This is a genomic window from Vibrio caribbeanicus ATCC BAA-2122, from assembly GCF_000165125.1.
GTDB classification, from domain to species: Bacteria; Pseudomonadota; Gammaproteobacteria; order Enterobacterales; family Vibrionaceae; genus Vibrio; species Vibrio caribbeanicus.
Genome location: NZ_AEIU01000023.1, coordinates 14639 through 37890, shown reverse-complemented (window position 1 = coordinate 37890; position 23252 = coordinate 14639). Strand labels below are relative to the sequence as shown.

Genomic DNA, 23252 nt, shown 5'->3' with positions numbered 1-23252 from the left:
TCTGAAGGTTACCCGATATTTTGGGGGGTTAATATGGTTGGCCCACTTTCTGGCAGTGCTTCGGGATAGTCTAGCGTATAATGTAACCCACGACTCTCTTTTCTACTCATCGCACATCTCACCATCAACTCAGCAACTTGAAGTAAGTTTCTTAATTCAAGTAAGTTATTACACACCTTAAAGTTACTGTAATACTCATGGGTTTCCTGTTGTAACAATTGAATTCTTCTAAGTGCACGCTCTAGACGTTTCTCGGTACGGACAATACCCATATAGTCCCACATAAATAATCGTAGTTCGTGCCAGTTATGCTGGATAACCACTTCTTCATCAGAGCAGCTTACCTGACTTTCGTCCCACTCGGGTAATGAGGGAGGAAAGTCACAAGTGTTGATTTTTTCAATGATGTCATTGGCTGAGGCCCAAGCGTAAACAACACATTCAAGCAATGAATTGGACGCCATTCGGTTGGCTCCATGAAGCCCTGTATAGCTGACTTCGCCAATAGCATAGAGCTGTTTAAGATCGGTTTGACCTTTACGATCGACCATAACACCACCACACGTATAGTGAGCAGCAGGCACCACTGGAATAGGCTCTTGAGTCATGTCAATTCCCAACTCAAGCAGCTTCATGTTAATAGTTGGAAAGTGTTTCTCTATGAAGTCAGCAGGCTTATGGCTTATGTCCAGATACATGCAGTCAGCACCCAAGCGTTTCATTTCAAAATCGATGGCTCGAGCTACAACATCTCTTGGAGCAAGCTCTTTTCGATCATCAAAGTCAGGCATAAATCGCGAACCATCGGGTCTGCGCAAATAAGCACCTTCTCCCCTTAGAGCTTCTGTTAAAAGAAAGTTTCTTGCTTCTGGGTGATAAAGGCAAGTTGGGTGAAATTGATTAAATTCCAAGTTGGCAACTCGGCATCCTGCGCGCCACGCGATAGCGATACCATCACCGGAAGAAACATCAGGGTTGGAGGTGTACTGATAGACTTTTGAGGCTCCACCAGTAGCAAGTACAACGAATTTAGCTCTTACAGTCTCAACGTGTTCATGATTTCTGTTCCAAATATAAGCACCAACAACCTTTTGACTATCTCCACCAATTTTATCCTCAGTAATGAGATCTAGGGCATTATGTCGTTCCAGTACGTGAATATTTGGATGGTTTCTCACGTTTTCTTGAAGGGAAGTCTGCATAGCCATTCCCGTGGCATCTGCAGCGTGAAGGATACGCCTATGGCTGTGTCCTCCCTCTCGTGTGAGGTGATAGCGTGGATTATCATCACTGTCATTTTCCTCACGATCAAATGGAACGCCACCATCAATGAGCCATTGAACACATTCTTTAGCATTTTTGGCGATAAATTCCACGGTCTCTTTATCACAGATTCCGCCGCCTGCAATGAGTGTATCTTGAACATGTGATTCAATGCTATCAGACTCGTCGAAAACGGCAGCAATGCCTCCTTGAGCATAGTAGGTTGACCCTTCGCTTCTTGGACCTTTGCTTAAAACAATGACCTTGCCATGTTTGGCTACATGCAAAGCGAGTGACAGACCTGCTGCACCACTACCGACCACTAGTACATCACATAGGTGTTCACGGTTTACGTTCATAATACTTTTAAATTCCCGAGTTAAAATCAACATCACTGCGCAGAGACGGAATAAACAGGATGTTATCTAGGCAAATGCCTGTTTTATAAATTATAAAATAGTCTTATCGGCTCAGCCAATAATGTTAGCCAGCCCAAAGTGACTTCAAGATACAGGGCCTAACGCATTATCTATGATGCAAGTTAAAAGAAAACGGCACCGTGGAACAGCGGACTTCCTCCAAGTTGTACCATGCCTATGATAGCATTTCGTGACTAAGTTAAACCAAAGACAATTCTTCGTAAATACCATTGCTTTTCTTGTTTTTGACCTCCACAATCTATTGCAAGTGGTAGTCCTTTATTCTTTCACATAAAAAATATGGATACTTTAGGGAACTTATATCCATATTCCAAGTCACAATACTGCTCATGTAAGTGGTGGTGTCAAGGCTACATTTTGCAAAATTGATACTCATGTCTAAGAAGGTATAGAGTGAATAACAAAAGGAGTATCGGCTCGAATGAACGAGCAATTGACCGATCAAGTATTAATTGAGCGAGTTCAGGCGGGAGATAAGCAGGCTTTTAATTTATTGGTCGTTAAATACCAAAACAAAGTCTGCAACCTTATTTCGCGTTATGTGAACAACCCTGGTGACGTTCCAGATGTAGCACAAGAAGCATTTATAAAAGCCTATCGAGCGATTCCTAGTTTTCGCGGAGAGAGCGCCTTTTATACATGGCTATATCGTATCGCCGTTAATACTGCAAAAAATCATCTTGTGGCACAAGGTCGAAGACCTCCTGCTCAAGATATAGATACAGAAGATGCGGAGTACTACGAAACAAGCAGTGCACTGAAAGAAATTTCGAACCCAGAGAACTTAACGTTGTCCAATGAATTGAAGAGTGTTGTTTTCAGTGCAATACAAGCACTTCCAGAAGATTTGAAAACAGCGATGACATTGAGAGAACTCGATGGTCTGAGCTATGAGGAAATTGCCGTAGTAATGGATTGTCCAGTGGGAACAGTGCGTTCACGTATTTTCCGTGCCCGAGAATCGGTTGAAAAAAAGATCCAGCCGCTTCTTCAACGCTAAATTAAGATCTGTGACATAAATGGTGGACAGAATGGTTGATAGAGAAAAGCTTTCAGCACTCATGGATGGGGAGTTGGTTGATAAAGCTTTAATTAGTGAATTAGAGAATGACCAAAGTGGGCAACGTGTATGGCAAGATTACCATCTAATTGGTGATGTCATACGCGGTGAGGCCCCTGAGAGCTTAGATTGGAATATCGCTGAGAGTGTCGCTTTTGCGCTTAATGAAGAAAAAAATCATAGCAACGTGATCCCAGTGGCTGACCACAATATAGAGTCTCAACCTTCTCCTGTAAAAGCGAGAATGCAGCTACCTAAATGGCTAAGCTCGATGGGACAAGTAGCAACAGCAGCATGTGTTTCTTTGGTCGTTATTTTAGGTGTACAAAACTATCCTGGTAACGAGCCTTCTGCAGCAAAAGTTGATACCTTACCTGTGCTCCAGACCGTACCTTTTGCCGGGAGTGTTGAACCTGTGAGTTTGACTCGTTCTTCACTTCAAGAACAGCATAACTCAGTAAATCTGCAAGAGCAGCACCGTAGAGTCAACTCTATGCTACGTGATTTCGAATTGCAGCTACGCTTAAATAGTGAGCGCAATACAGGGGAAAGTAATATCCCTAAAACGGTAGTCGAATGAAAAAATATCTGTTCAGTGTCTTAGCACTGTTCAGTTTAACAGTAGTACCGGTCTTTGCTGGAGTGAATTCTGCGAAGACTTTACTGATTGAAATGAACACGGCTAGTCAGCACTTAGATTATGAGGTGTCCTATATCCTTGTAAAGAAGGGCGGTATAGAACCTCTTATGTACCGTCATGCTTACTCTGAAAAAGGCGGGCAGCTAGCTCATTTGGTGTATTTAAGTGGGCCAATGAGAGAGGTTATTCGTCGTGGCAATGAAGTAAGTTATATCGATCCAGGTATTGAACCATTTACGATTGAATCAGGCACTATGGTTGGCCCAACGATTCCTTTTTTGAATACCAATGTTGATCATTTAAGCAATTTCTATGACTTTATTCAGGTCGGTCGGGCACGAGAGGCAGGTGCTACTTGCCAGGTGCTTCGTATTGTGCCTAAAGATGGACAGAGATACTCTTATGTCCTTTGGGTCGATGAAAAAACAAAATTGCCGCTGCGTGCTGACCTTGTTGATCGAGATGGTGAGACGTTAGAGCAATACCGTACTATCTCCTACGACATCAGCAAAAAAGTGGAAGAGACACTCAACGTATTAAAAACAGCAGCATTACCAGAGGTACTCTCTTTGCCTAAAGGGCAGCTCAAAAAGACGCATTGGGCGGTAGGTTGGATACCTGTTGGTTTTGAAGCAAAAGAAGTAAGTCGCTACCGAATGAATAATTCTGATCGAATGGTTGAAAGTCAACTATATAGTGATGGATTGTTTAGCTTCTCTGTCTACGTTGCAGATGCTGATAGTCTATCTTTGAAAGGTCAACTGATCCGACAAGGGCGGCGTACTTTACACAGTTTTGTGCGTGCTGGTAGAGAGATTTCTGTGATTGGCGATATCCCTCCAGCGACAGCAGAGCGCATCGCAAAGTCCATTAAAGTAACAAGCAGTGAGAGTGTTGTTCAATGATGACTGCATTAGCCACAGTGTTATCAGTAAAGTCATTGTCATCAGGCTTTGACGTTGAATTGAGCTGTGAGCAGAAAACCAGTTGTGGAACGTGTTCGTCGCAAAAATCGTGTGGTACAGGAATAATGAGTAAGGCTTTGGCTAGCAAAGCCTTACATTGGAACTTGAAGACCAGTACTGAAGTTAAAGCAGGTCAAATCGTTGAGATCGGCTTACCGGAGAAAAACCTTTTAGGTTCTGCTGCGCTGGTGTATTTGGTTCCTATCTTTTTTATGTTCGTCGGGGCTATCCTCTCTCAATGGTTCATTGCACCTATTCTTCTGCTTGGCGAAAGTGTCGTGATCATCGCGTCTCTTCTTTGTGGAGCCCTCGGTATTTTTATGGCAAGACAGTTATTGTCGCGCATAGAAAAGCACACCTCTAAAAAGGTTATTTTGCTCAGAGTGCTCGGTGATCCAATTAGCTAGTGCGAAGCGTTGAGAAATTGGGTAGAATCTGCCAACTTGATCGAAATACCGTCAGATGACGGTTTTCTTGTCCTTATTTAAAAGAGCTTAGTCACCCCAAATCATGAAGCACATTCGTAACTTTTCGATAATCGCCCACATCGACCATGGCAAGTCGACTTTATCTGACCGTCTAATTCAAGTTTGTGGAGGCTTGAGCGACCGAGAGATGGCTGCACAGGTTCTAGATTCTATGGATCTTGAGCGTGAGCGAGGCATTACTATCAAATCTCAAAGTGTGACTCTTAACTACACTGCTAAAGACGGTGAAACCTACCAGCTTAACTTTATTGATACGCCTGGGCATGTTGATTTTGCTTATGAGGTTTCTCGCTCTCTTGCCGCATGTGAAGGTGCTTTACTTGTTGTAGATGCGGGACAAGGTGTTGAGGCTCAGACATTGGCCAATTGCTATACCGCTATTGAGATGGATCTTGAAGTTGTTCCTATTCTAAATAAGATCGATTTACCAGCAGCAGATCCAGAGCGAGCAGCAGAAGAAATTGAAGAAATTGTTGGTATCGATGCCATTGATGCAACGCGTTGTAGTGCAAAAACAGGCCTTGGCGTGGATGATGTATTGGAAAATATCGTCTCTGCAATTCCTGCCCCAGAGGGTGACCCAAATGCACCACTGCAAGCACTGATTATTGACTCATGGTTCGATAATTATCTCGGTGTTGTTTCTCTTGTGCGGATTAAAAATGGTGAGTTGAAAAAGAACGACAAACTCAAGGTTATGAGCACAGGGCAAGTTTGGGGAGTTGATAGATTAGGTATTTTCACTCCTAAACAAGTTGACACACAGATACTCCGTACTGGCGAAGTTGGCTGGGTTGTTTGCGGTATTAAAGACATTCTTGGTGCACCAGTGGGTGATACGTTAACCCTAGCTAAGCACGGATGTGAAGAAGCTCTTCCAGGCTTTAAGAAAGTAAAACCGCAGGTATATGCAGGTCTCTTCCCTGTTTCTTCCGATGACTACGAGAATTTTAGAGACGCACTCGGTAAATTAAGCCTAAATGATGCCTCACTTTTTTATGAACCAGAGAATTCTGCAGCACTAGGGTTCGGCTTCCGATGTGGCTTCCTTGGAATGCTGCATATGGAAATTATTCAGGAGCGCTTAGAGAGGGAGTATGATCTCGACCTGATAACGACCGCTCCAACGGTGGTGTATGAAGTAGAGCAAACCGACGGCACGACTCTGTATGTTGATAGTCCTGCTAAGCTTCCTGCCGTGAATGATATTGGAGAGATCAGAGAGCCAATTGCTCGTTGTAACATCCTAGTGCCTTCCGATTATTTGGGTAATGTTATTACCTTGTGCGTTGAAAAGCGTGGTGTGCAAGTTGATATGGTATACCACGGTAACCAAGTTGCAGTGACGTATGATATTCCAATGGCTGAGGTGGTATTAGATTTCTTTGACCGATTAAAGTCTACCTCTCGCGGATATGCTTCTTTGGATTATAACTTTCAGCGTTTTGAAGCATCTAATATGGTACGGGTTGACGTATTGTTAAATGGCGATAAAGTAGATGCCTTGGCACTGATCACTCACAAAGATCAGTCTCAAACTCGAGGACGCCAATTAGTTGAAAAAATGAAAGAATTCATTCCGCGTCAAATGTTTGATATCGCAATTCAGGCAGCGATTGGTAATCATATTATTGCCCGCTCTACGGTAAAACAGTTACGTAAAAACGTTATCGCTAAATGTTACGGCGGTGACGTTAGCCGTAAGAAAAAACTGTTGAAAAAGCAGAAAGAGGGTAAAAAACGGATGAAGCAAATTGGTAATGTGGAGTTACCTCAGGAGGCATTCCTAGCCATTCTCCACGTCGGTAAAGACTAATATTGTTGGTTGAGCATTGTTCTGTTGGGATAAGTGAAAGAGTGCAGGCTCTTTCACTTTCGTATTTTTGAAAGAAGGAAAGTCGATGTCTAATACATTCTCACTCATCCTAGTTCTTGTTACTTTAGTAACTGGAATAATTTGGGCACTGGAAAAGCTTGTTTTCGCAAAAAAACGCGCTGAAAAGGTCGCGCAATTTGCCACACAAGCTGGGGCGCAAGATACCTCAATGGTTAAGCAGCTAGAGACTCAACCTTGGTGGATTGAAAATAGTGTTTCAATATTTCCGGTAATTGCATTTGTTTTGGTTCTACGTTCGTTTATTTACGAACCATTTCAAATCCCTTCTGGTTCAATGATGCCAACGCTACTTAACGGTGACTTTATTCTGGTTGAAAAATTCGCTTACGGAATAAAAGATCCTGTTTGGCGCAGTCAGTTGGTCGATACCGGCAAACCAAAGCGTGGTGATATCGCAGTTTTCAAATATCCTGTAAATCCGCAAATAGATTACATCAAACGAGTGATTGGATTGCCGGGCGATACGATTAAGTACAGTGCAGATAAACAATTATGTATACAAAAGGCAGGAGAAAACACGTGTAATCCTGTTGCGTTGTCGAATGGCAAAGAGAGTGTTTTCACAGCTAATGGCTATCCGCTGATCCAACTCGATGAAAAACTTGGTCAAGTTGATCATCAAATATTGATTAACCCGTTCAGCCCTAACTCAATCAGTCAATATCAGCCCCGCCCAGGTATTGCGGAGTGGGTCGTACCAGAGGGTCATTACTTTGCTATGGGTGATAATCGTGACAATAGTGCTGATAGCCGCTACTGGGGCTTTGTGCCTGAAGAAAACTTAGTTGGTAAGGCCGTTGCGATTTGGATAAGTTTTGAGTTTGATCGCGCGAAGGACAGCATTCTTCCTTCTTGGATCCCAACCGGTGTGCGTTTCAACCGCATCGGTGGAATTAACTAGAGAAATCGAGAGAGTATGAATTCTCCAATTGTAACATTAGAAAAAAAGCTTGGTTATCAATTTGACGATGCTGAGCTTATCTCTTTAGCACTGACTCATCGCAGTGCCAATAGTAAACATAATGAACGTCTTGAGTTCTTGGGTGATTCAATTTTAAGCTTTGTTATTGCCGATGACTTATACCAGCGTTTCCCTCAAATAAATGAGGGAGATATGAGCCGCATGCGTGCCACGCTTGTGCGTGGAAAAACGTTGGCGGAACTTGGACGAGAGTTTCAGTTGGGAGATTACTTAAAGCTAGGGCCTGGAGAGCTCAAAAGTGGAGGGTTCAGGCGTGATTCGATATTGGCTGATGCAGTAGAAGCTATTATTGGAGCCATCTACATGGACAGCAATATTGAAGTTGTTCGAGGCATTATTTTGGCTTGGTACCAAGGACGTCTTGAAGCAATTGAGCCAGGGGCATCGCAAAAAGATCCAAAAACGCGCTTGCAGGAATTTCTGCAAGGGCGAAGAAAACCTTTACCTGCTTATACAGTGACTAATATTAAAGGTGAGGCACACAACCAAGAGTTTACGGTTTCGTGTGAGGTAGCAGGAATAAATCAGCCTGTTGTAGGAAAAGGTACTAGCCGTCGTAAAGCAGAGCAAGCGGCAGCTGAATTAGCACTAGAGCAATTATCCAATGACTGATTCTACTGAAAATAATGAATTTGATATCGATGCGTTTTTCTCCAAAAGTGAAGAACCATCAAGTGAGCCTGAAAATCAACGTTGTGGCTTTATCGCTATCGTTGGTCGACCAAATGTTGGTAAATCGACACTGCTAAATCGCATCCTCGGGCAAAAAATATCAATCACTTCTCGCAAACCTCAGACAACACGACACAGGATTATGGGTGTTGATACTCAGGGAGATTTTCAAGCAATTTATGTTGATACTCCCGGTTTACACATTGAAGAAAAAAGAGCGATCAATCGCTTAATGAATCGAGCGGCAAACTCCTCGCTAAGTGACGTCAATCTAGTATTTTTTCTTGTCGACGGAACACATTGGACTGATGATGATGAAATGGTGCTAACTAAGTTACAAAAATCCAATTTCCCGGTCGTTTTATGTGTCAATAAAGTTGATAATGTTCCTGATCGTAATCAGGTCATGATGCATATGATGGATATGTCTAAAAAGATGGAATTTGTCGATGTTGTGCCTATTTCAGCCAAACATGGTAAAAATATCGACGTATTACGTGAGCATGTTCGTAAGCATTTACCGAAAGCGACTCATCATTTTCCGGAAGAATATGTCACAGATCGTTCGCAACGCTTCATGGCTTCTGAGATTGTGAGAGAAAAGTTGATGCGCTTTACGGGAGAAGAATTACCTTATTCCGTCACAGTTGAAATTGAGCGTTTCGACTACAACCCTGATACCGATGGCTTTCATATTAATGCCCTTATTCTGGTTGAAAGGCACGGTCAGAAAAAAATGGTGATAGGGAAAGGTGGTGAGAAGATAAAAACAATCGGTCGTGAAGCAAGGCTCGATATGGAAGAGCTTTTCGGTCGAAAGGTTTTTCTTGAAACATGGGTCAAAGTGAAATCAGGTTGGGCTGATGACGAAAGGGCATTGAGATCACTTGGCTATATCGATGACCTGTAATGCTTCTATCGGTGACAGCTCCGATATAAGAGAACAGGAGCCTATCGGTTCCTGTTTTTGTTAACAGAGAGTGATGATTGAGAGAATATGTCAGCGGAAGGTTTACAGCGATGTTTTGTGTTACATCGACGTCCTTACAGTGAATCAAGTTTGATTCTTGACGTGTTCAGTGAGGAGTACGGGCGAGTGTCTATCTTGTCAAAAGGGGCACGGAGTAAACGTTCGAGCTTAAAAGGGGCACTGCAGCCATTTACTCCGTTGTTATTAAAATGGTCAGGCAATGGTGCTTTGAAGACACTCCGTGAAGCAGAGCCAATCAGCCTAGGCCTCCCTCTCTCCGGTATTAACTTATATTCTGGATTCTATATTAACGAGTTAATTGGGCGGGTCTTGGCGCAAGAAGTGCCCATGCCAGGACTCTTTCATGATTATTTACATGCATTGACTGAGTTGGCACAAAGCAACAACCCAGAACCTGCATTGAGAAGATTTGAGTTATCATTATTGGCCGCAATGGGCTATGGTGTTGATTTTCTGCACTGTGCTGGAAGCGGTGAAATGGTTGATCCTGAGATGACGTATCGCTACAGAGAACAAAAAGGCTTTATTGCTTCAGTCAGAAAAGATCATTTGTCTTTCTATGGCAGTGAACTTATCGCAATCAGTGAGCGTAGGTTTACAACACCAGATCAACTTAAGTCAGCGAAACGCTTTACCCGAGTTGCTTTAAAGCCTTATTTGTTAGGCAAACCATTGAAAAGTAGAGAGCTTTTTTTTAAAATGTTCTCAAAAACAAGGAGTATTTTAAAATGACGTCAATCTATTTGGGTGTAAATATTGATCATATCGCCACGCTTCGTAATGCTCGTGGAACCCAATACCCAGACCCTGTTCATGCTGCCGAAATCGCGGAGAGAGCGGGTGCTGACGGCATCACAATTCATTTGCGCGAAGATCGTCGTCATATACTCGATCGCGATGTGAAAATTTTGCGAGAGACTATTCAGACGCGAATGAATCTAGAAATGGCTGTGACGGATGAAATGATTGCCATTGCCATCGATACTAAGCCTGAATACGTTTGTCTGGTTCCAGAAAAGCGCGAGGAGCTGACGACTGAAGGTGGGCTCGATGTTGTCGGGCAGCTGGAAAAAATTAAGGCTGCAACCAACAAACTTTCTGATGCAGGTATTAAAGTGTCGCTGTTTATCGATGCCGATAGAGAGCAGATTATGGCCGCAAAAGAGTGTGGAGCTCCGTTTGTTGAGCTACATACTGGTCAATATGCCGAGGCAAAATCTGATGAAGATAAGCAAAATGAGTTAAAGAAAATCGCGGCAGGAGCGAGTTATGCTCATGGCCTCGGAATTACGGTCAACGCTGGACATGGTCTTACTTATCATAATGTGACTCCGATAGCGGCGATTCCAGAAATCTTCGAGTTAAATATTGGTCATTCGATTATTGGACGAGCTGCTTTTGATGGTTTGCATAAGGCTGTTGGTGATATGAAACTCCTGATGACTGAAGCGCGTCGCTAGTTGTGGCTATTGTTGGCCTAGGTACCGATATTTCAGAGATACAGCGTATTGAAAAAGCTGCATCGAGAAACGGGGATGCTTTTGCTCAGCGGATCCTGACTCAAAACGAATTTTTGAAATATCAGGTATTGAAGCAAAAGACTCGTTTCCTTGCTAAGCGTTTTGCGGCCAAAGAGGCCGCTGCCAAGGCATTGGGGACTGGCATCGCCTGTGGTGTCAGTTTTCACGACTTTGAAATTACCAATAATGAGCTAGGTAAACCAGAGCTTCATTTATCCAATCAAGCTGCTGTGATAGCAAATACAATTAATGTTCGCTCTGTTCATCTTTCCATATCTGACGAGCGTCATTATGCTGTTGCAACGGTAATACTGGAAAACTAAATTGAATGCGGCTACAGATAGCCAATAGCCGCTTCTTTTACACGCAACATCTCATCTTGCAATTCAAATAATTCCGGCTCGATGTCATTAACATCAACTCCCGTGCGAAGTGACTTTTCTACCGTCATACAAATATTTTTTAGTTTTGGCACTCCACAATAAGAGCAACTGCCATGAAGTTTGTGAATATGATGAGTGAGAGTATCAATATCCGATTTATTTTTCAGAGCGAGCTCGATGACGTCGTTGACTTCAGGGATATAATCTACCAGCATCTGTAGCATTTCTTTGGCAAGATCCTCTTTCTGCGCGGCTTGCTTCAGTGCTGCAGGCCAATCAATGATCGAAGACTCTACACTGGTTGAAACAACCGTATTGAGTGTACTTTGGCTATCTCCAACCTGAGTTGAAATATCGAGTTTACCTAAACTACTTTCGTCAGCATTTGGATTCCAATGCATCAGTACTTGCTGTAAAACGTGCTCTTCAATGGGTTTTGTGACGTAGTCATCCATTCCAGCTTTAAGAAGGCGATCACGTTCGCCTGCCATGGCGTGGGCAGTTACAGCGATCACTGGCGTATTGGCATTTAAGGTTGTTGTTTTAATTTTTTCTCGTGCTGTAACACCGTCCATGTGTGGCATTTGAATATCCATCAAAATCATATCAAAGTGCTGACTCTGTGCTTTGTTTAGCGCCTCTTGACCACTTGAACAGGTAATCACATTTTCAACGTGTTCATTGAGTAAAGCAGCGATAAGTTTTAAGTTAGCTGGATTATCATCAACGGCCATAACACTCAAAGGTAGAATTTCGCTTTGTTTTTTGGTCGGTTGAAGATGTACGAGCAGGTTTTCTTGGCTCGAGCAAAGTGCTTGCAATAGTTTTCTTCTTGAAAGTGGTTTGGTAAGGCAGTGAACGGAGTACTCTTTACTCAAGTAATCCGATAAAGCTAAGTGTGTGCTCGGGATTCCAACCACAACATTAGGTGCGTATTTGATCGCGCTTTCGACATTAAGTTTAACTGAATCAATGTCATTACTTTCACTGGTCGGACAATTGAGCAGGACATGGTCATAGCTCTCATCGGTATCCGGCAGAGATGTTCGGTATGTCACGTTCAGACCTTGTTGTATCAACACTTGCTGAATGACCGAAGCCGCCTGCATGTTAGATTCAATTAATAATAAAGAGCGACCTTGTAAAGATTGAGTATCAACCAGTTCACTAACGGGCATGTCCGTTGATGATAAGCGCAGTGTAAACCAGAAAGTTGAACCTTGGTGTAATCGACTGGTTAAGCTTATCTCTCCGCCCATTTGGCTGACTAGCTTTTGTGTGATGACGAGGCCAAGCCCTGTTCCTCCATATTTTCGAGAGATGCTAGCGTCAGCTTGACTAAATGCCTGAAATAGTTGTGACTGCTGGCGTTCAGAGATGCCAATTCCTGTATCTCTAACCATAAACTGAAGCTCAACGGAATCCTCTTTTTGTGAACGAAGTTCGACACTCACATCGATATTCCCGTATTCAGTAAATTTAATGGAGTTACCCACTAAATTGGTGAGAATTTGTTGAATACGTAATGGATCACCCACTAGACCCAAGGGTATTTTCGGATCTACTTTTAAGGTCAGTTCTAGACCTTTTTCATGGGCACTGGTTGCCTGGAGGCTAACCACTTCTTCAAGAGATTCTTGAAAATCAAATGGAATGTTTTCCAGTGCCAGTTTTCCTGCTTCTAACTTAGAGAAGTCGAGAATATCTTTGATGATGCTAAGTAGGTTGTCAGCAGACTTCTCGATGGTTTGTAAATAGTCTGTTTGACTCGCAGTAAGGGATGTTTTGAGCATCTGTCGGGTGAAACCAATAACGCCGTTTAACGGTGTTCTTAGTTCGTGCGACATGTTAGCAAGGAATTCAGATTTCACTCTCGCGGCTTCTTGGGCTCTCTTTTTCGCAATATCCAGTTCAACGTTTTGGATCTCGAGCTGTTCAAGTGTTTCACGTAAATCTGAAGTCGCTTGGTCAATGCTGTGCTGCATTTCAACATGATATTCAGAGAGTGAAACCGCCATGGCATTGATACCACTTTTTAGCGAATCGAGCTCTCCGTGCATTTTTCCTTCGATCCTCACATCAAGATGCCCACGGCGAATTCTATCGACCATTTTTTTCATGTGTGTGATCGGACGAGTGACGTCATACATCAAACGATGAGCAAAGACGGCAGAGAGTCCAAGACCAATTAAAAGTACCAAAAACGCAGAAAAAATTTCTTGGTACTGCTGCAACCTCAATGATGATAAATCTAGTTCGATAGCAATGTACCCTAAAGCGGGGTTAGGGGTTTGGCCCTTGATGGTGGCAACAATGCCTGTTTCAGCGATGACTGGAGCTCTTAATATGAGTGTGTTGTCTCTGAGCTCTGAACTGATGACCAATGGAATAGGTTTATTTTTCGGTAAGGTTAATACCTCAAAATTTGGGTGAAAGTTTGAGGTTACAAAAAGCTCGTGGTTGTAATCAAATACGGCGATGCTTCGCACGAATTTTGAATTTTTACGGTGGGCATAACTAATGATGCGTCGTACGGATTCACGACTGTTGTTTTTTAGCCCTTCCTCGCTGGCGATAGCCAAAGGCTCGATAATATTTAACCCCGAGGTCATGACTTGTTTTTCTAAATCATGATAACGATTAAATGAAAAGAAAGCGCTAAGTAACAGCCCTATAATTAGAGTGGGCGCTAGGGTAAGGGTAATAACACGTGCACGTAAACCATATCTTGTCATTATTATCTAAACATCGCGGTCGGGATATGGGAAAATAACATCCATATTACAATGGAAGCCTTCGAGTTTATACTTCGACTATTTAAAGATAGTTGAGTCAACTACTAAGCATAATAAACTCAGTCGGTTCAGACAATGATCCAAGTACAAAAGCTTGGTGAAAGAGCAATATTTTAAAGAATTAACCGAGCGATCGGTTACACAGGTAGGCAAAGAGCATGGCGCGTTTCTTTCAACCCAAAAAGAAAAAACAGACAAATAAAAAACATCAATTGTTTTCCATCGAAAAGTTAGACCATCATGGTGCGGGTATTGCGTATGAAAATAATAAGCCCGTTTTTATTGAAGGTGCGCTTCCTGGAGAGCAAGTGCTAGCTCAGTACTCGGAAGTTAAAAGCAAGTTTTCCCGAGCGAATCTTATTAAGATTCAGTCCGAAAGTGAATCTCGTATTGAGCCTTTTTGCTCGCACTACCATGAATGCGGTGGATGTAATCAACAACACTTATCTCTTACAGATCAGCTTCGTTACAAACAGAAAACCTTGATAGAGTTAATGAGTAAGTTCGCGGGTGGCGTTGTGAGTCTTGAGCCTGTTGTTCAAGGGGAAACAAAAGGCTACCGTCGCCGAGCACGGATTAGCATTAAGTTTGACAGAAAAAGTCAGCAGTTGAACTTTGGATTCCGTAAAAAGAGCAGTAGCCAGATAGCTAACATTACTCATTGTCCTATCCTTGATGTGAGCCTAGATGCTTTATTGCTTCCTTTATATGAACTTTTTAAACAATTCACTGCTCCTGATAGTATTGGGCACCTTGAACTTGTAAAGGGGGACAATACAACAGTGATTGTCATCCGTCATATCAAGCCTTTACATCCCAAAGATCAAGGAAGCCTTGAAGCTTTTGCGTCAGAAAATAAGTTAAGTCTATATCTGATGCCAGACACTCAGACGATTGAGCGAGTGGTTGGAGAGAGGGCCTATTACAGTGAGGGTGGGGTAAGGATACCTTTTGAGCCGAATAACTTTATTCAAGTAAATCAAATGGTAAATAAAGCCATGATAGATCAAGCACTGTCCTGGCTCGATATCAATCAGAGCGATCGGGTGCTGGATCTTTTTTGTGGGCTAGGTAACTTTAGTTTACCAATTGCACAGCGAGTGAAAAGTGTCATAGGTGTTGAAGGTATTGATGTTATGGTTAAAAAGGCATCAGAGAATGCAAAGCTTAATCATTTAAACAATGCTGAATTTTTTCAGGCAAACCTGGAAGAAAGTAGCACTAAATTTAGCTGGGCTCAGGAAAAGTTTGATAAAGTTTTACTTGACCCTGCAAGAGCGGGTGCGAGCGTTATCATTGATCAAATTTCTTCATTTGGAGCCAGCAAGGTTGTGTATGTTTCTTGTAATCCTGCTACTCTAGCGAGGGATTCACAAAGTTTGATTGCGCAAGGTTACAAACTGGAACGATTGGGGATGTTGGACATGTTCCCTCATACCAGTCATCTTGAGTCGATGGCTCTTTTTGTTAAAGAATAAGGCGAACTTTTTCTGGATAAAAGAGTCTGATAACGGTTAGTTTTAAGATAGAAAACAGGACGGAAGTAATGGTTGCGGTCAGAAGTGCGCATTTAAACCAGAATGAGCAATTTGATTTAGATAAGTGGGTTGCTAGCTTAGAACAAGAACCCAAGGTATCCAAGCGTCTGATCGAGGTCTATCAGCACGCAGAGAAGATTCTTGAGAACCATGAGCAAGCCTGCCTACTTCTTTGGCGTGGTCGCGAAATGATTGAGATATTGATTACATTATCAATGGATAAGGCTACCCTAGTTGCCGCCATACTATTCCCTCTTGTTGCAAGTAAGGCTTACCCCAGAGACCGCTTTGAAGAAGACTTTGGTCAAGAAACGATTAAGTTGATTGACGGTGTTGAAGAGATGGCGGCTCTTGGCCATTTAAACGTGACTCTCGAGGGTAGCGCTGCATCGTCTCAGGTTGATAATGTCAGGCGCATGCTTTTGGCAATGGTTGACGACTTTCGTTGCGTTATCATCAAGCTTGCGGAAAGAATTTGTAATCTTATTGAAGTTAAAAAAGCGCCTGATGACGTTCGTCGCTCTGCAGCCAAAGAATGTGCAAATATTTATGCTCCTCTTGCTAACCGTTTGGGAATCGGTCAGTTGAAATGGGAGATAGAAGATTATGCTTTTCGTTATCAACATCCTGAAACCTATCAACAGATTGCAAAACAGCTATCAGAAAGAAGAATCGTACGTGAGCAATATATTCAAGATTTTGTCGACGATTTGACTAATGAGATGCAAGGCTCTTCAATCAATGCCGAAGTGAGCGGACGCCCCAAACATATCTACAGTATTTGGCGCAAGATGCGTAAGAAAGGCCTGGCTTTTGATGAGTTGTTCGATGTTAGAGCGGTACGTATCATCGCTGATAAGTTGCAAGATTGTTATGCGGCACTGGGCGCAGTGCATACCAAATATAAGCATCTTCCCAATGAATTTGATGATTATGTCGCAAATCCCAAACCCAATGGTTATCAGTCTATTCACACTGTTATTTTGGGGCCCGAGGGCAAAACCATTGAGATACAGATTCGTACCAAAGATATGCACGAAGACTCTGAGCTTGGTGTTGCCGCTCATTGGAAATACAAAGAGGGTGGAGGCGGTCGAAGTGGTTACGATGAGAAAATCACTTGGCTACGAAAGCTGCTTGATTGGCAGGAAGAAATGTCAGATTCTGGTGAGATGCTCGATGAGCTAAGAAGCCAAGTTTTTGATGATAGAGTGTATGCATTTACTCCTCGTGGCGATGTCGTTGATTTACCTATGGGTGCTACGCCTCTTGATTTTGCATACCATATCCACTCTGAAGTTGGGCATCGATGCATTGGCGCTAAAGTGGCTGGGCGCATTGTCCCCTTTACTCATAAGCTGTCTATGGGGGATCAAGTTGAAATTATTACCTCCAAAGAGCCTAACCCTTCACGTGACTGGCTAAACCCATCGATGGGTTTTGTCACCTCTGGTCGTGCTAGGGCAAAAATCAACGCTTGGTTTAGAAAGCAAAGTAGAGAGAAAAACTTAGAGGCTGGCAGAGACATCCTTGAAGCTGAGTTGAATAAAATTGGTGCGACGATTAAAGATGCAGAGCAATATGCGCTGCAGCGTTTTAACGTTAAGAATACGGATGAATTATTTGTTGGTATTGGCAGTGGTGATTTGAGAATTAATCAAATAATTAATCATATCAATGCATTAGTTAACAAGCCCACTGCTGAAGAAGAGGATCAGCAAGCGCTTGAAAAACTGCAAGAAGCGGAACAAAAATCGCCAGTACAAAGCCGCCCCAAGAAAGACGCGGTAGTGGTTGAGGGCGTGGATAATCTTATGACCCATCTCGCTCGTTGCTGTCAGCCTATCCCAGGAGACGAGATCTCGGGTTATATTACACAAGGTCGAGGAATTTCCGTTCATCGCAGTGATTGCGAGCAACTAGAGGAACTTCGTCATCATGCTCCAGAGCGTATTATTGATACGGTTTGGGGGAGTGGTTTTGTCGGCTCCTATATTTTAACTGTTCGAGTTGAAGCCATGGAGCGCAGTGGATTACTTAAAGATATCACTACTCTGTTTGCCAATGAAAAACTCAAAGTAACGAGTATGAAGAGTCGTGTTGACTACCGTCGCCAGATGGCGGTGATGGATTTTGATCTGGAGGTAACCAATATCGAAGTATTGACTCGAGTAACCAACAGAGTGGAACAAATAAAAGATGTCATGAATGTGAGGCGCTTGGGGTAACGCTTGCAAGTGAATTTCAATTCGAAAACACAAAAAGGCGAGGCGAACTCGCCTTTTTATATGGAGAAAACCAAATGAGTCACCCAATCGAACAACTCGAAAAAATAATGATGATGTTAAGAGATCCTAAGTCAGGTTGCCCCTGGGATATTAAGCAAACTTTTGACACAATCGTGCCTCATACAATAGAGGAAACTTATGAGGTCGTTGATGCGATTCAAAAGCGTGATTGGGGCAATTTAAAAGAAGAGCTGGGTGATTTGTTGTTTCAAGTTGTGTTCTACAGTCAACTGGCAAAGGAGCAGAATTTGTTCGACCTTTCAGAGGTCATTGATGTGGTTAATGAAAAACTTACGCGCCGCCATCCGCATGTATTTTCAGAAAAAAAATTTAATAGTGATGCTGAGATAAATGCATATTGGCAGGAAGAAAAACAAAGAGAAAAGAGCTTGGCTGGAAAGTCATCAGAGGGAGTACTTAGTTCTATTCCAGACTCATTGCCTGCGTTAATGAAAGCAGAGAAGTTGCAGAGCCGCTGCGCAGAGTACGGGTTTGACTGGAATACATTAGATCCAGTTGTTGGTAAAGTACATGAAGAAATTGCTGAAGTGTTAGATGAAGTGAAAAAAACGCCAGTGGAAAGGGATAAACTAGAGATGGAAATAGGAGACTTACTGTTTGCTGTTGTCAATTTATCTCGCCATTTGGACACTCACCCCGAAGTCGCTCTATCAAAAGCAAATACCAAATTCACTCATCGATTTGAGGCGGTAGAAAGACTGGTTGCTGAGCGAGGGAAACGGCTAGAAGACTATGATTTAGAACAATTAGATATGTTTTGGGATCAAGTAAAATCGCAAGAAATGAATAAAGGCTAGCATTAATATCCAACATACCAATATCGATGAGGTTAAAATAAAAAGCACGGTGTGATAGATTTCACGTTGTGAGGTTTCATGGCTTCTGGTATATTTATATCCCGTCCAGAAGAAATCTATTTCCCTCATTCAACCAATTTCAGGTTAAACATGACGACAAATTACATTTTTGTTACTGGCGGGGTTGTATCCTCTCTAGGTAAAGGTATTGCAGCAGCATCGCTTGCAGCCATTCTTGAAGCTCGTGGTCTCAAAGTTACCATGATGAAGCTTGACCCTTATATCAATGTTGATCCGGGAACGATGAGCCCCACTCAGCATGGTGAGGTGTTTGTTACAGAAGATGGCGCTGAAACAGACCTAGATCTTGGTCATTATGAGCGTTTTATTCGTACAAAAATGACCAAGCGCAACAACTTCACTGCAGGTCGTGTTTACGCTGATGTTCTTCGCAAAGAGCGTCGTGGCGATTATTTAGGTGCAACAATCCAAGTCATTCCACATATTACTAACTCTATCAAAGACCGTGTTATTGCTGGTTCAGAAGGCCATGATATCGCGATAGTTGAAGTTGGTGGAACTGTGGGTGATATCGAATCACTTCCTTTTATGGAAGCAATTCGCCAGCTTGCTGTTGAGCTAGGCCGCGAGCGTGCCATGTTTATGCATTTGACTCTAGTTCCTTATCTTGCTGCGGCAGGTGAAGTGAAAACTAAACCGACTCAACACTCAGTGAAAGAATTACTATCTATTGGTATTCAGCCAGACATCTTGGTTTGTCGTTCAGATCGTATGATCCCTGCAAATGAACGTAAGAAAATAGCGCTGTTCTGTAATGTCTCTGAGAAAGCAGTTATTTCAATGAAAGACGTAGACTCTATCTATAAGATCCCTCAGCTAGTCAAATCCCAAGGTTTAGATGACTTGGTTTGTGCTCGTTTTGGTATCAATGCGCCAGAAGCAGATCTTTCTGAGTGGGAACAGGTTATTTACGAAGAGGCTAACCCAACAGGTGAAGTCACGATTGGAATGGTGGGTAAGTATATTGAGCTTCCTGACGCCTACAAATCTGTTAATGAAGCCTTGAAGCATGCAGGATTGAAAAATCGCCTTAGCGTAAAAATAAAATACGTTGATTCTCAAGATGTGGAGAGTAAAGGGGAAGAGGCCCTTGAGGGACTTGACGCTATTTTAGTTCCAGGCGGATTTGGCGACCGAGGCATCGAAGGTAAAATACGTGCGGCGCAATATGCACGAGAGAATAAGGTACCGTATTTGGGTATTTGTCTCGGTATGCAGGTTGCTCTTATCGAGTATGCTCGTAATGTTGCGGGTATGGAAGGAGCGCACTCTACAGAGTTTTGTAAAGAAACAAAATTCCCAGTGGTTGGTCTTATTACTGAGTGGGTTGATGGTGAAGGTAAAGTTGAAGAGCGTACAGAAAAATCTGATTTGGGCGGAACAATGCGTCTTGGCTCACAACTCTGTCATCTAGAGAAAGGTACCAAAGCTCGAGAGATGTATGGCAGCAATACTATTCATGAACGTCATCGTCATCGTTATGAGGTAAACAACAACCTTAGACCTCAGATTGAGAAAGCGGGCCTAAAAGTTTCTGGCTTATCAGCGGATAAAAAGTTGGTTGAGGTTATTGAGAACCCTAACCATCCATGGTTTGTTGCTGCTCAATTCCATCCAGAATTTACATCGACACCTCGTGATGGTCATCCCTTATTCGCTGGCTTTATTAAAGCTGCTGGAGAGTACCAGCGTAGCGAAATTGAAAAATAAAGAATACCAGCAGCAGCTCAGCAGAGCTGCTGCTTTTCATTTTGACATTTATATATTCAACGAGAAGGAAACAGTCAATGTCTAAAATCGTTAAAGTTCTTGGTCGTGAAATTATCGACTCACGCGGTAACCCGACGGTAGAAGCAGAAGTTCATTTAGAAGGTGGCTTTGTTGGTATGGCTGCAGCGCCATCTGGTGCTTCTACGGGTTCTCGTGAAGCACTTGAGCTACGTGATGGTGATAAAGCACGTTTCCTAGGTAAAGGCGTTTTAAAAGCTATTGAAGCAGTAAACGGTCCAATCGCAGAAGCCTTGACAGGAAAAGATGCGAAAGATCAGCCAGCCATCGATGGCATCATGATTGACCTTGATGGTACAGAGAACAAATCTAAATTCGGTGCCAATGCGATTCTAGCTGTATCTTTGGCTAATGCTAAAGCTGCGGCTGCATCAAAAGGTATGCCATTATTTGAGCATATTGCTGAGCTCAATGGCACTCCGGGTCAGTTCTCAATGCCTTTACCTATGATGAACATCATCAATGGTGGTGAACATGCGGATAACAACGTTGATATTCAAGAATTTATGATCCAACCTGTTGGAGCGAAGACATTAAAAGAAGGTCTACGCATTGGTGCAGAAGTTTTCCATAACCTGGCGAAAGTTCTAAAAGGAAAAGGTTTAAGCACGGCTGTGGGTGATGAAGGTGGCTTTGCTCCTAATCTAGAATCTAATGCAGCTGCGCTTGCTGCAATCAAAGAGGCTGTTGAAGCAGCGGGCTATGTATTAGGAAAAGATGTTACTCTCGCTATGGATTGCGCTGCGTCTGAGTTCTACGACAAAGAAGCAGGTAATTATAATATGAAGGGTGAAGGTAAGATATTCACCTCTGAAGAGTTTAACCACTACTTGGCTGATTTAGCGAATCAATATCCAATTGTTTCAATTGAAGACGGCTTGGATGAATCTGATTGGGATGGCTTTAAGCACCAAACTGAGCTTTTGGGTGATAAGCTTCAACTGGTAGGCGATGACTTGTTTGTGACTAACACGAAAATTCTTGCTCAAGGTATCGAGAAAGGTGTTGCTAACTCAATTTTGATTAAATTCAACCAAATTGGCTCTTTGACAGAGACACTAGCGGCCATCAAAATGGCGAAAGATGCAGGTTATACTGCGGTTATCTCTCACCGTTCAGGTGAAACAGAAGATGCGACAATTGCTGATCTCGCAGTAGGTACTGCAGCAGGTCAAATTAAAACAGGTTCAATGAGCCGTTCTGACCGTGTTGCTAAATACAACCAACTTATCCGTATAGAGGAAGCGCTTGGCGATCTTGCTCCGTATCATGGATTGAAAGAAGTTAAAGGTCAGGCTTGATCGTTGACTAATAAAAACGCTCGTAAGACGAGGCGTTTTATTTTATGAGCATTAGACCGAGAGTCATAAAGTTACTTGCCAGATTCTTTAATGGCTGTAATACGTCGTTGCTCTAATTCAGTCCGAATTGACGCTCCCTGAAATCCATCTTGAATCACATCTTGGACGTTTACGCTCAATGCTGCTTGATAGGCTTGCTCAAAGATATGTTTCTGCGGGTATGGGTGCTTTTCAAAGCCAGTACGTCCTTGGCTATCTGCCATACAAGTTAGCAAGATATCGTCTAATCTATGAGGCTTTCGCCAAACGTCACACTTATTTAAAATCTTTAGTTTGGTCGATGCTTTTAATTCCGATGCTCTATGAATATTAGAATGATGTTCGCAGACCATTAGCGCCAACTCTTTAAATTCATTGGGAATGCATACTCTTCCACAAAGCTCTTTGATTAATTTGAGGCCAGTGTGGCAATGACGTTTGTGGCTTGGCCATTCTTCTTTTGGCGTTATGCCTTTTCCAAGATCATGAACTTGAGCTGCAAACCTTACAACGGGAGATTCGCTCAGCATAGCAGCCTGTTCCGCCACCAAAAGTGTATGAATACCTGTGTCAATCTCAGGGTGCCATTGTTCGGGTTGCGGTACACCAAACAGAGCATCTAGCTCTGGCAAGATGACCGCGAGGGCTCCACACTCTTTCAGTGTTGATAAAAAAATTTGTGGATTGGGCGTTGCGAGCGATTTATTCCATTCTTGCCATATACGCTCTGGTGTCAGTGTTTTTAGGTCGCCTGCTTTTACCATATTTTTCATTAAAAGCAGCGTTTCTGGAGCGATGTTGAAGCCGAGATGAAAAAGCTTCGCATGAAAACGAGCCACGCGGAGTATACGAAGTGGATCCTCAATGAAAGCATCAGAGACATGGCGTAATTGACGATCTTTTAGATCTCTTCTTCCTTTGAATGGATCGATTATTTCTCCATCTAGATGTTGTGCCATGGCATTAATGGTTAAATCTCGACGAGAAAGATCTTCTTCTAATGTCACTGAAGGCGAAAAAAAACATTCAAACCCAGTGTGTCCTGAAGAAATCTTTCTTTCTGTTCTCGCTAATGCATATTCTTGTTTCGTTTTAGGATGAATAAAAACAGGAAAATCTTTACCGACGGGTAAATAACCTGCGGCAAGAAGCTCTTGTGGGGAACTGCCTACGACAACCCAATCTTGGTCACTGACTTTTATATTAAGGAGCGTATCGCGTACCGCGCCACCTACAAGATATATATGCACTCAGTTCACCTTTTTTATTACTTTGTATTTGGTTAATTCTACAAGCAATGGTA

At 42.7% G+C, this 23252-nt stretch carries 19 protein-coding genes; 16 read left to right on the top strand and 3 right to left on the bottom strand.

Going from position 1 to position 23252, the window contains the following annotated elements; genetic code table 11:
- Window positions 1–8: 8 nt before the first annotated feature.
- The gene (nadB, locus tag RH40_RS02740; protein ID WP_009599785.1) at window positions 9–1622 is read right to left on the bottom strand and encodes an L-aspartate oxidase; all 1614 of its coding nucleotides are present in this window, start codon (window positions 1620–1622) and stop codon (window positions 9–11) included.
- A gap of 502 nt (window positions 1623–2124) precedes the next feature.
- On the opposite strand from nadB, the gene rpoE reads away from it, so the two are divergent.
- From rpoE to acpS, 11 genes are all read left to right on the top strand, one after another.
- A complete protein-coding gene (rpoE, locus tag RH40_RS02735) occupies window positions 2125–2703 on the top strand; it encodes an RNA polymerase sigma factor RpoE (RefSeq protein ID WP_009599784.1) in 579 nt (192 codons plus the stop codon).
- Window positions 2704–2734: 31 nt separating this feature from the next.
- The gene (locus RH40_RS02730; RefSeq protein WP_009599783.1) at window positions 2735–3343 is read left to right on the top strand and encodes an RseA family anti-sigma factor; all 609 of its coding nucleotides are present in this window, start codon (window positions 2735–2737) and stop codon (window positions 3341–3343) included.
- Window positions 3340–4308 (top strand): sigma-E factor regulatory protein RseB, encoded by a 969-nt coding sequence (gene rseB, locus RH40_RS02725; RefSeq protein ID WP_009599782.1) that lies wholly within the window; start codon window positions 3340–3342, stop codon window positions 4306–4308. The genes RH40_RS02730 and rseB overlap by 4 nt, the downstream gene beginning before the upstream one ends.
- Window positions 4305–4775 (top strand): SoxR reducing system RseC family protein, encoded by a 471-nt coding sequence (locus tag RH40_RS02720; RefSeq protein WP_009599781.1) that lies wholly within the window; start codon window positions 4305–4307, stop codon window positions 4773–4775. Before rseB ends, RH40_RS02720 begins: the two co-directional genes overlap by 4 nt.
- A gap of 103 nt (window positions 4776–4878) precedes the next feature.
- On the top strand, window positions 4879–6672 hold the full coding sequence (gene lepA / locus RH40_RS02715; RefSeq protein ID WP_009599780.1) for a translation elongation factor 4: 1794 nt from the start codon (window positions 4879–4881) through the stop codon (window positions 6670–6672).
- 85 nt (window positions 6673–6757) lie between these two features.
- Window positions 6758–7654 carry a signal peptidase I gene (lepB, locus tag RH40_RS02710; protein WP_009599779.1) on the top strand — a complete coding sequence of 299 codons (897 nt, stop codon included), beginning with the start codon at window positions 6758–6760 and terminating at the stop codon, window positions 7652–7654.
- 15 nt (window positions 7655–7669) lie between these two features.
- On the top strand, window positions 7670–8347 hold the full coding sequence (gene rnc / locus RH40_RS02705) for a ribonuclease III (RefSeq protein WP_009599778.1): 678 nt from the start codon (window positions 7670–7672) through the stop codon (window positions 8345–8347).
- Entirely contained in the window at window positions 8340–9317 is a 978-nt protein-coding gene (era, locus tag RH40_RS02700; RefSeq protein WP_009599777.1) for a GTPase Era, read from the top strand. Before rnc ends, era begins: the two co-directional genes overlap by 8 nt.
- An 87-nt stretch (window positions 9318–9404) precedes the next feature.
- Entirely contained in the window at window positions 9405–10130 is a 726-nt protein-coding gene (gene recO / locus RH40_RS02695; protein WP_039954084.1) for a DNA repair protein RecO, read from the top strand.
- A complete protein-coding gene (gene pdxJ / locus RH40_RS02690) occupies window positions 10127–10858 on the top strand; it encodes a pyridoxine 5'-phosphate synthase (protein ID WP_009599775.1) in 732 nt (243 codons plus the stop codon). The genes recO and pdxJ overlap by 4 nt, the downstream gene beginning before the upstream one ends.
- A 2-nt stretch (window positions 10859–10860) precedes the next feature.
- Window positions 10861–11241 (top strand): holo-ACP synthase, encoded by a 381-nt coding sequence (gene acpS / locus RH40_RS02685; protein WP_009599774.1) that lies wholly within the window; start codon window positions 10861–10863, stop codon window positions 11239–11241.
- A gap of 11 nt (window positions 11242–11252) precedes the next feature.
- On the opposite strand, the gene barA is transcribed toward acpS, so the two are convergent.
- On the bottom strand, window positions 11253–14036 hold the full coding sequence (barA, locus tag RH40_RS02680) for a two-component sensor histidine kinase BarA (RefSeq protein WP_009599773.1): 2784 nt from the start codon (window positions 14034–14036) through the stop codon (window positions 11253–11255).
- A 218-nt stretch (window positions 14037–14254) separates the two neighbouring features.
- On the opposite strand from barA, the gene rlmD reads away from it, so the two are divergent.
- The 5 genes from rlmD (at window position 14255) to eno (ending at window position 21910) form a co-directional block, all read left to right on the top strand.
- Window positions 14255–15574: a 23S rRNA (uracil(1939)-C(5))-methyltransferase RlmD gene (rlmD, locus tag RH40_RS02675; protein ID WP_009599772.1), complete on the top strand. Its 1320-nt coding sequence runs from the start codon at window positions 14255–14257 to the stop codon at window positions 15572–15574.
- A gap of 68 nt (window positions 15575–15642) precedes the next feature.
- Window positions 15643–17862: a GTP diphosphokinase gene (gene relA / locus RH40_RS02670; RefSeq protein ID WP_009599771.1), complete on the top strand. Its 2220-nt coding sequence runs from the start codon at window positions 15643–15645 to the stop codon at window positions 17860–17862.
- A 74-nt stretch (window positions 17863–17936) separates the two neighbouring features.
- Complete coding sequence (mazG, locus tag RH40_RS02665; RefSeq protein ID WP_009599770.1) at window positions 17937–18740, top strand: nucleoside triphosphate pyrophosphohydrolase; 804 nt, start codon at window positions 17937–17939, stop codon at window positions 18738–18740.
- A gap of 150 nt (window positions 18741–18890) precedes the next feature.
- Window positions 18891–20531 carry a CTP synthase gene (pyrG, locus tag RH40_RS02660; protein WP_009599769.1) on the top strand — a complete coding sequence of 547 codons (1641 nt, stop codon included), beginning with the start codon at window positions 18891–18893 and terminating at the stop codon, window positions 20529–20531.
- Window positions 20532–20608: 77 nt separating this feature from the next.
- Entirely contained in the window at window positions 20609–21910 is a 1302-nt protein-coding gene (gene eno, locus RH40_RS02655) for a phosphopyruvate hydratase (protein WP_009599768.1), read from the top strand.
- A gap of 71 nt (window positions 21911–21981) precedes the next feature.
- Here eno and RH40_RS02650 read toward each other — a convergent pair whose 3' ends face one another.
- Window positions 21982–23199, bottom strand: coding sequence for a multifunctional CCA addition/repair protein (locus RH40_RS02650; protein WP_009599767.1), 1218 nt, complete (start codon window positions 23197–23199; stop codon window positions 21982–21984).
- Window positions 23200–23252 lie beyond the last annotated feature (53 nt).